Raw genomic sequence first — 7,251 nt, 5'->3', positions numbered from 1 at the left:
GCGCGGCCGTCACGAGTGGTCCGGCCCATTCACGGGCCGCGCCGGCCAGCGCCCTCGCCGTGGACGGGTCCACCGACGCGGGCAGCGCCAGGCCGCCTTCCGGCCGGGCGGGGCCGGCGTCCTGCCACGCGGTCACGTCGGCCAGCCACGCCCGCCCGACCTCGGCAAGCTCCTGCGCCTCCTGGTTGCGCAACGCCGCCGCCTCGGTCGCCGCGTGCTGCGCGTCGCGCGCGGTCTGCCGGAGCGCGTCCACCTGCCGCTGCACGGTGTCCAGCTCGGCCGCCCGCGCGGCCAGGGCCATCGCCAACGCCCCGCGCTGCCGCGCCGCCGACGCGATCTCCGTCGCCCGCGCCACCGCCGGCTCCAACGCCAGCTCGTCCACCGCCGGAGGCACGCGGCGTTCGATGGGGAGCGGTTCGGCTTCCGGGTCGGGCTTGGCCCGCACGGACTCCGTCCGCACCGCTGCGTCCAAAGTGGACACGCGCGGGACGTCCGGGACCGACAACGCCGACAGGCCTGCCGCGCGCAGGTGCTGACGCAGCGGCTCGACCAGCTCCTCCGCCGACCCGAGGTCGTCGGCCAGCCGGCGCAGCAGCCGCAGCACGCCGTCGACCGCGCCGTCCTCCTGCAACCGCTGCTTGTTCGCCATGTCGAGCGCCGCCACCGCCGACGAGCGCTTCTCCGCCACCAGCTTCTCGCGCGTCTGCAAGTCCTGCAGGTCGCGGAACGCGGGCAGCTCCTTCAACGCGCCGATGGTCTCCTCGGCCTGCTGCTCACCGGCCTCCAACGACGCCAGCGACTGCTCCGCCGCCGCACGGGCCGCCAACGTCGACTCCAACGACGCCGACAACCGGGCCGACGCCCGCTCCAGCTTGCGGACCCCGTCCTCCGCCGCGCCCAACCGCTCGGCCGCCGCGCGCAGCCCGCCGAACGCGTAGTCCGAGTACGTCTTGAGGAACGTCCCCAGCGCCGCGTCCGCCGCCGACAGCCGGGTGATGTTCTCCCGGATCGACTCCAGGTCGTCGAACGACGTCGCCAGCTGCTCGACCATCGCCTGGTCGAGCGGCGGCAGCGCGTCGGACAGGATCTGCTCCAGCTGCCCTTCGAGCACCTTCAGGCCGACGTCGGGGTTGCGCAGCGTCCGCTGGAGGTGCAGCAGGTCGCCGTACCGGGGCGCGGGCACGCCGTACACGGTCTCCGCCACGCGGGCCCGGAACGCGGCCTCCTCCAGGACGCAGTCGGCGCCGATCAGGTCACGCAGCTGCGCCGGGCCCAGCGGCGTGCGGTCCGCGCCCACCAACGCCAGGCCGTCGCCCACCCGGGCGGACGTGATGAACCGCCACGAGTCGGTGATCGCCTGCGACGTCTTGGACGCCTTCACGCCCAACCCGCAGGTCAGGTACTCGCCGTCACGCGCCAGCTCCACCCACGCGTACCCGATGCGGTTGGGCCCGCCGTCGTAGTCGTCGAGCATGAGCCGGCGCAGCGACACCGTGTCGAAGCCCTTGGAGCCGACCTGCCGCAGGTCGCCGTCGAGGCACAGCGGCAGCAGCAGCTCCAGCGTGCGCGACTTGCCGGACCCGTTGGTGCCCTGGAAGATCGCGCGCCCACCGGAGAAGTCGAACGTCTGCTCGGTGTACTGCCAGATGTTGACGATGCCGCCCCTGTGCAGCCGCCACCTGTTCACGCGCTCTCCTCATCGAACAACGACCAGCTCGGCACCTCGGGCACGACCGCCACCGGTTCGACCTCGCGCTCCGGGTCGCCGTCGGGTTCCGGCACCCAGCGGTGGGCGGCGGCGTTGAGCAGCCAGCCGTCCTCGGACGGCACCGCCAACCCCATGCGCCGCAGCAGTTCCAGCACTTCGTCGGCCAGCCGGTCCAGGTCTTCGGTGAACTGCTTGGACCACGCGTTCGGGTAGTCCTCCACCAACCGCCCGCACACCGACCGCACCTCCTCCCGGGCGACGGCGTGCCGCCCGTCGGAGGGACGCGGCTCCGACGACAGCAGGTCCGGCAGCGCCAGCAACGCGATCCGCGCCACGGTGGACGTGCCGGGGAAGTACAGGTCGGTCAGGTAGTCCTCGGGGTCGGCCGCCAGCACGCCCTCGACGCGGCACTCGGTGTGCAGGCCGAAGCACGTCTCCAGCAGCGCGGTCTCCTTGCGCTGGTTGCGCCGCAACCAGTCCGCCTGCTCGGGCGGCAGGTCCGCGTACAGCACCACGGGGTTCTCCACCAGCTTGCGCCGCACGGCGTGCTCGACGCCGCGGGGGCCGGGCCGGGCGGCCAGCTCCACCAACCGCTCCGGCGTCGACGCCTCGGCCACCGGCCCGGTGAGCAGCTGCCCGAGCAGGTCCGTGTCCACGGTGATCAGCGCCTCGGCGTGCACGTCGACCGTGCCCTCGGTCTCGTGCAGCACGCCCAGCGACACCAGGTGGCGCAGCGCCGCCGTCAACGCCCGCCGGTCGGCCACGTCGTCCACGACCGCGATCCCGGCCTCCACCGCGGCCGCGCGGATGTCGGACACCAGCCGGGACAGCAAGGCCTGCCTCCCGGTCCCCGTCAGCACCGCCATGGTCAGCGCCACGTACGCGTACCCGCGCGGCGACATGCCGAGCACGCCGCGCGAGTCGTCGTGGCCGGGCCCGGACTTGTAGAGCCGCGCGAACCGCCGTTCCACCACCAGCCGGTAGCCGAGCGCGCGGGCGAACAGGTCCTGCAACGCGGCCCGGTGCCGGTAGACCAGGGTGAGCAGCTCGCCGTCCGGCCCGTCGGCGCGCAGCAGCGGCCGCCGCAGCAGCGTGCGGGCGCAGCGCACCACGTTCGCCGCGTCGATCTCGGAGAGGTCGTCGAACATCAGTCGAGCACCAACGTCGAGTCGTGCAGGGTCAACGTGCCCGCGGCGGACCGGATGCGCGTCGCCTGGCCGGCGGCGTGCGCGACGGTCACCCGCAGCCCGCGCACCGGGTCCGTCGCCGAGCCGGGGTCGGCCGCCGTGTCGCGCTGCGCCATCGCCAACGTCAGCAGTTCGCACAGCACCCCGAGCGCCTCGCCGGACAACGTGGTCTCGGCCAGCCGGGGCGCGGCCGCCGCCAGTTCCGCGACCGACGCCGCCCGGCGCTCGTCGGCCTCGCGCGCCTCGGCCAGGAGCGACTGCTCGGTCATCGGGTCGTCGAGGATGCGGGACGTCCGCCCGCGCGCGCCGCGGTCGCCCCGGCTGCGCACGCTCACCGTCACGTCCACCACCGGGCCGTCCCGCCACGGCGTGCGCTCGTTGTCCCGGTCGTGCTCCGGCGCGGGCGACACGTGCCGGGCCGCGTACAGCCCGAACGCCGCCGCGTACAGCTCGTGCGCCCGTGCCCGCGACCCCGAGTCGAACCAGCCTGCCAGCTTCAGCAGCTCGGCCCGGCGGCTCGGCAGCAGCCCGCCGCCCGACGTGGCCCGCTTCACGCTCGCCAGCAGCGACCCGATGGCCCGCGCGGTCGCCTCGCGCAGCGCCGTCACCTGGCTCGGCCGGCCGGGCCGGTCCACGAACCAGTCGGTCAGCTCCTGCCAGTCCTCCGCCGACCGGCCGCGGGCCCGTTCGACCTGGTCGCCCAGGTCGGCCCGGCCCAGCAGGCGCAGCAGCTCGGACCGCGCCGCGTTGACGCGCGCCAGGGCGTCGGCGATGGCCGGGGTGTGCCGCAGCACGTCCTCCACGACCATCTGGATGTACTCGACCAGCAGGTTCCGGAACCCGGAGATCTCGTCGGGCGCCAGGTGGTGCCGGGTCACGACCTGACCCAGGTACGCGTAGAAGTCGCGCACGGTCGCGGCCAGCTCGGCGTGCTGGAGGAACAGCGTGGTGACCTGCTCGGCCAGCACCTCGCGGGTGCGCGGCGCGCCGCTGATCAACGCCTCCGACAGCGACCGCCCCAGCCGGTCGAGGCCCCGTTCGACGGCGGGCAGCAGCTCGCGCGACACCTCCCGCGCGCCCTCCGGCACCCGCAGCAGCTCGTCCACGTCCCGCTGCACGCGGACCGCGAGCTTGCTCACCTGGTAGCGCACGCTGCCGTGCTGGAACTCGGCGATGCTGGACGCGACGACCTCGCGCCTGCCCTGCACCAGGTTGCCCCACTCGACGAGCTGCCGCAGCCGGTTGAGCACGTTCTCGATGCGCGACTCGCCCGGCTCGACCCGGCCCTCGCGCTCGGCGCCCGCCAGCGCGCCCGCGACCTCGCCCGCGGACAGGTCGGCGAGCAGCGTGGACGTGAACAGCCGCATGATCGCCAGGTAGGTGCGCTGGTGGTCGCGCGCGTCCAGGTACGCGTAGAGCTTGAGGCGGCCGGCTGGTTCCACGGTGGGCCACCCTAATGCGGCGGTCCGACACCTGCGGGCTACCGTGCCGGTGTGAGTCTGGGGCGCGCGGTGGGGTTGGTGCTGGGCGTGGCCGCTGACGCGGTGCTCGGCGACCCCAAGAGGTATCACCCGGTAGCGGGATTCGGTCGGGCCGCCGCGGCGCTGGAGCGCCGGCTGTACCGCGACCACCGCCCCGCCGGCGCGGCGCACACCGCGGTCCTGGTCGGCGGCACGGTCCTCGCGGGTGTCGCGGTGGAACGGCTCGGCCGGCGCAGCCCGGTGGTGCAGGCCCTGACGACGGCCGCGGCGACGTGGGTGGTGCTCGGCGGGTCGTCCCTGGCCGACGAGGGCACCGCGATGGGCCGCGAGCTGGACGGCGGCGACCTCGACGCGGCGCGCAATCGTTTGCCCAACCTGTGCGGGCGCGAGCCGAGGACGCTCGACACGCTCGGCCTGGCGAAGGCGACCGTGGAGTCCGTGGCGGAGAACACGTCCGACGCCGTCGTCGCCCCGCTGTTCTGGGGCGCGGTCGCGGGCGTGCCCGGGCTGCTCGGCTACCGCGCGGTGAACACGCTGGACGCCATGATCGGCCACCGCAACGAGCGCTACCGCCGGTTCGGCTGGGCCGCGGCCCGGCTGGACGACGTGGCGAACCTGCTGCCGTCACGGCTGGCGGCGCTGCTCACGACGGCCGGCGCGCCCGTCGTCGGCGGGTCGGCGGGCGAGGCGTGGAAGACGTGGCGGCGGGACGCGGCGGCGCACCCCAGCCCCAACGCGGGCCAGGCCGGGGCGGCGTTCGCGGGCGCGCTGGAGGTGCGGCTGGGCGGTCGCACGGTGTACGCGCACGGCGCGGAGGACCGGCCGGTGCTCGGGCACGGCCGCAACCCGGACGCGGGGCACGTGACGCGCGCCGTGGAGCTGTCGCGGGTGGTCGGCGCGTCGGCGGCGGCCGTGACCGCGGTCATCGCGCTGGTGCGGCCTCGTCTTCGGCGAGCTGTTCGGCGACGGACTTCCGCCTGACCTTGGTCCTGCCCTCGTCCTGCGCGCGCAGCGCGCCGCCGGGGCGGATCTCGCGGACGGTGAAGTACAGCCAGCCGCCGAGCGCCATCGCGCCGAACGCGATCCACTGCAGCGCGTAGGAGAAGAACGGTCCCGCGTCGAGCTTGGGCAGCGGCAGGGCCTCCTCGACGCCGGGCTGGCCCTCGGTGAGCTGGAAGTACCCCGGCCGGATGTCGAGGCCCGCGGCCTGCCCGACCACGGCCGAGTTCACCGAGTAGACCTGGCGGTGCCGGTCCTCCTGGAACGCGTCACGCGTGTCCGACTCGTCGCGCCGGACCAGCGCGGTGACGCTCACCTCGTCCGTCGGCACGGGCTTCAGGTCGGGCACCTTGATGCCGTTGACCGGCCGCACGTAACCCCGGTCGACCAGCACCACCGGGCCGTCGACCAGCCGGAACGGGGTCAGCACCTCGAACGCGGCCTCGCCCTGCACGGTCCGCAGCCGGGCCACCGCCTGCGCGTCGGGCAGGTAGCGGCCGGTGAGCGTGACGCGTCGCCACTCGACCTCGGCGTTGGGCCGGTCGAGCAGCGTGGCGACGGGCACGGGGTCGGTGCGGACGGACGAGGTGACCGCGTGGTTCTGCGCCTCGCGCTCCGCGTCGCGGCTGAACTGCCACGGCGCGAGCAGCGTGAAGCACGCGCCCGCGAACACCCAGACCGCCAGCGTCAACGCCAGCCAGCCGGGCTGCAACAGGAACTTCAACCGCACGTGACCACGGTAAGCCCTAGGCCGTTGTGACCTGCACCCGGTCGAAGCGGACGGTGAAGCCGGGGCCGGTCGGGGCGGCGGCCATCACCCCGGCCAGCACCTCCACCTCGGGCGGGAAGTACGCGAGCCGCAGCAGGGTGGTCGGCTCGGCGTCGCCCGCGCCGTACCGGACGGTCACCGCGTCGCCCTCGCGCGCCGCCGCGATCGTGACCCGCCCCACGGGACCGCCGGGCGCCACGGACCAGTCCGACAGCTCCCGCGTCACGACGGTGCTGACCTGGAACTCGTCGTCCACGAGCTCGACGCCCGCCTTGATCCAGTTGCGCTCGTCGATCCACAGCGCGATGCCGGCCTGGTCGTACTGGGCGGCGTAGTCGCCGGTGAACGAGGCGGAGACGGTGAAGTCGCCGGTCAGCGGCACGCCGAGGACGTGGCCGGAGCCGCGCACGTACCCGTAGTGGGTGGTGCGCCAGAAGTCGGTGTCCGGGTCGCTGGTGATGGTGAGCCCGTCCCGGTGGTCCCAGGAGCGGGGCTCGTTCAGCCACCGCCAGTCGTCGCGGTCGAACGCCTTGATCCCCATCCGGCCATCATGTCAACGATCGCGCGGCGGACAACGCCTGTTCCGCGTAACCGCGGCCGTACAGCACGGCGTGGACGAGCAGCGGGAACAGCTGGTGCAGCGGCACCCGGTCGCGCCACCCGTCGGCCAGCGGCGCGGCCTCGTCGTAGGCGGCGAGCACGCGGTCGAGGTGGGCGCAGCCGAACAGGGCGAGCATGGCCAGGTCGGACTCCCGGTGCCCGCCGTGCGCGGCCGGGTCGATCAGCCACGCCCGGCCGTCCGCGGCCCAGTGCACGTTGCCGTGCCACAGGTCGCCGTGCAGCCGGGCGGGCGGCTCCTCGGGCGCCTCCACCCGCACCCGTTCGACGGTCTGGGCCTCCGCGGCGGTCAACGCCCCCGCGTCCACGGCGAGGCGGGCGTAGTGGGCGATCCGGTGCTCGCGGAACCAGTCCGCCCACGTCCCGGACGGCACGTTGCGCATCGGCGCGAGCCCGATCGCCGCGTGCTCCGGCCCGCCGGGCGGGGGAGCGCCGAACGCGGGCCCGCCGGTCGCGTGCAGGGCGGCGAGGCGACGTCCGAACTCCTCG

The 7,251-nt window shown here is 74.8% G+C and carries 6 protein-coding genes and 1 pseudogene; 1 reads left to right on the top strand and 6 read right to left on the bottom strand.

All coding sequences use genetic code 11. From position 1 onward, the window contains the following. From ACFQ3T_RS32695 to ACFQ3T_RS32685, 3 genes and pseudogenes are all read right to left on the bottom strand, one after another. Nucleotides 1–1,687, bottom strand: a pseudogene (locus tag ACFQ3T_RS32695) (TIGR02680 family protein); the annotation flags it as partial. Further along, entirely contained in the window at nt 1,684–2,856 is a 1,173-nt protein-coding gene (locus ACFQ3T_RS32690) for a TIGR02678 family protein (protein ID WP_380729344.1), read from the bottom strand. The pseudogene ACFQ3T_RS32695 and the gene ACFQ3T_RS32690, both read right to left, overlap by 4 nt. Then, nucleotides 2,856–4,337, bottom strand: coding sequence for a DUF2397 domain-containing protein (locus ACFQ3T_RS32685; protein ID WP_380729342.1), 1,482 nt, complete (start codon nt 4,335–4,337; stop codon nt 2,856–2,858). The genes ACFQ3T_RS32690 and ACFQ3T_RS32685 overlap by 1 nt, the downstream gene beginning before the upstream one ends. A 51-nt stretch (nt 4,338–4,388) precedes the next feature. Here ACFQ3T_RS32685 and ACFQ3T_RS32680 point away from each other — a divergent pair, with 51 nt between their 5' ends. After that, entirely contained in the window at nt 4,389–5,357 is a 969-nt protein-coding gene (locus ACFQ3T_RS32680) for a cobalamin biosynthesis protein (protein ID WP_380729340.1), read from the top strand. Here ACFQ3T_RS32680 and ACFQ3T_RS32675 read toward each other — a convergent pair. The 3 genes from ACFQ3T_RS32675 to ACFQ3T_RS32665 form a co-directional block, all read right to left on the bottom strand. After that, nucleotides 5,299–6,105 (bottom strand): SURF1 family cytochrome oxidase biogenesis protein, encoded by an 807-nt coding sequence (locus ACFQ3T_RS32675; RefSeq protein ID WP_380729338.1) that lies wholly within the window; start codon nt 6,103–6,105, stop codon nt 5,299–5,301. The genes ACFQ3T_RS32680 and ACFQ3T_RS32675 overlap by 59 nt on opposite strands. Nucleotides 6,106–6,121: 16 nt before the next feature. Beyond that, complete coding sequence (locus ACFQ3T_RS32670; protein WP_380729337.1) at nt 6,122–6,685, bottom strand: DUF1349 domain-containing protein; 564 nt, start codon at nt 6,683–6,685, stop codon at nt 6,122–6,124. A gap of 7 nt (nt 6,686–6,692) precedes the next feature. Further along, nucleotides 6,693–7,251, bottom strand: a 559-nt coding sequence (locus ACFQ3T_RS32665; protein ID WP_380729335.1) for a fructosamine kinase family protein, incomplete at its 5' end; no start/stop codon positions are given.

The sequence above is a fragment of the Saccharothrix hoggarensis genome (genome assembly GCF_042678885.1).
Taxonomy (GTDB): Bacteria; Actinomycetota; Actinomycetes; order Mycobacteriales; family Pseudonocardiaceae; genus Actinosynnema; species Actinosynnema hoggarensis.
The sequence above is the reverse complement of the archived record's forward strand: the minus strand, read 5'-3'. Positions and strand labels throughout refer to the sequence as shown.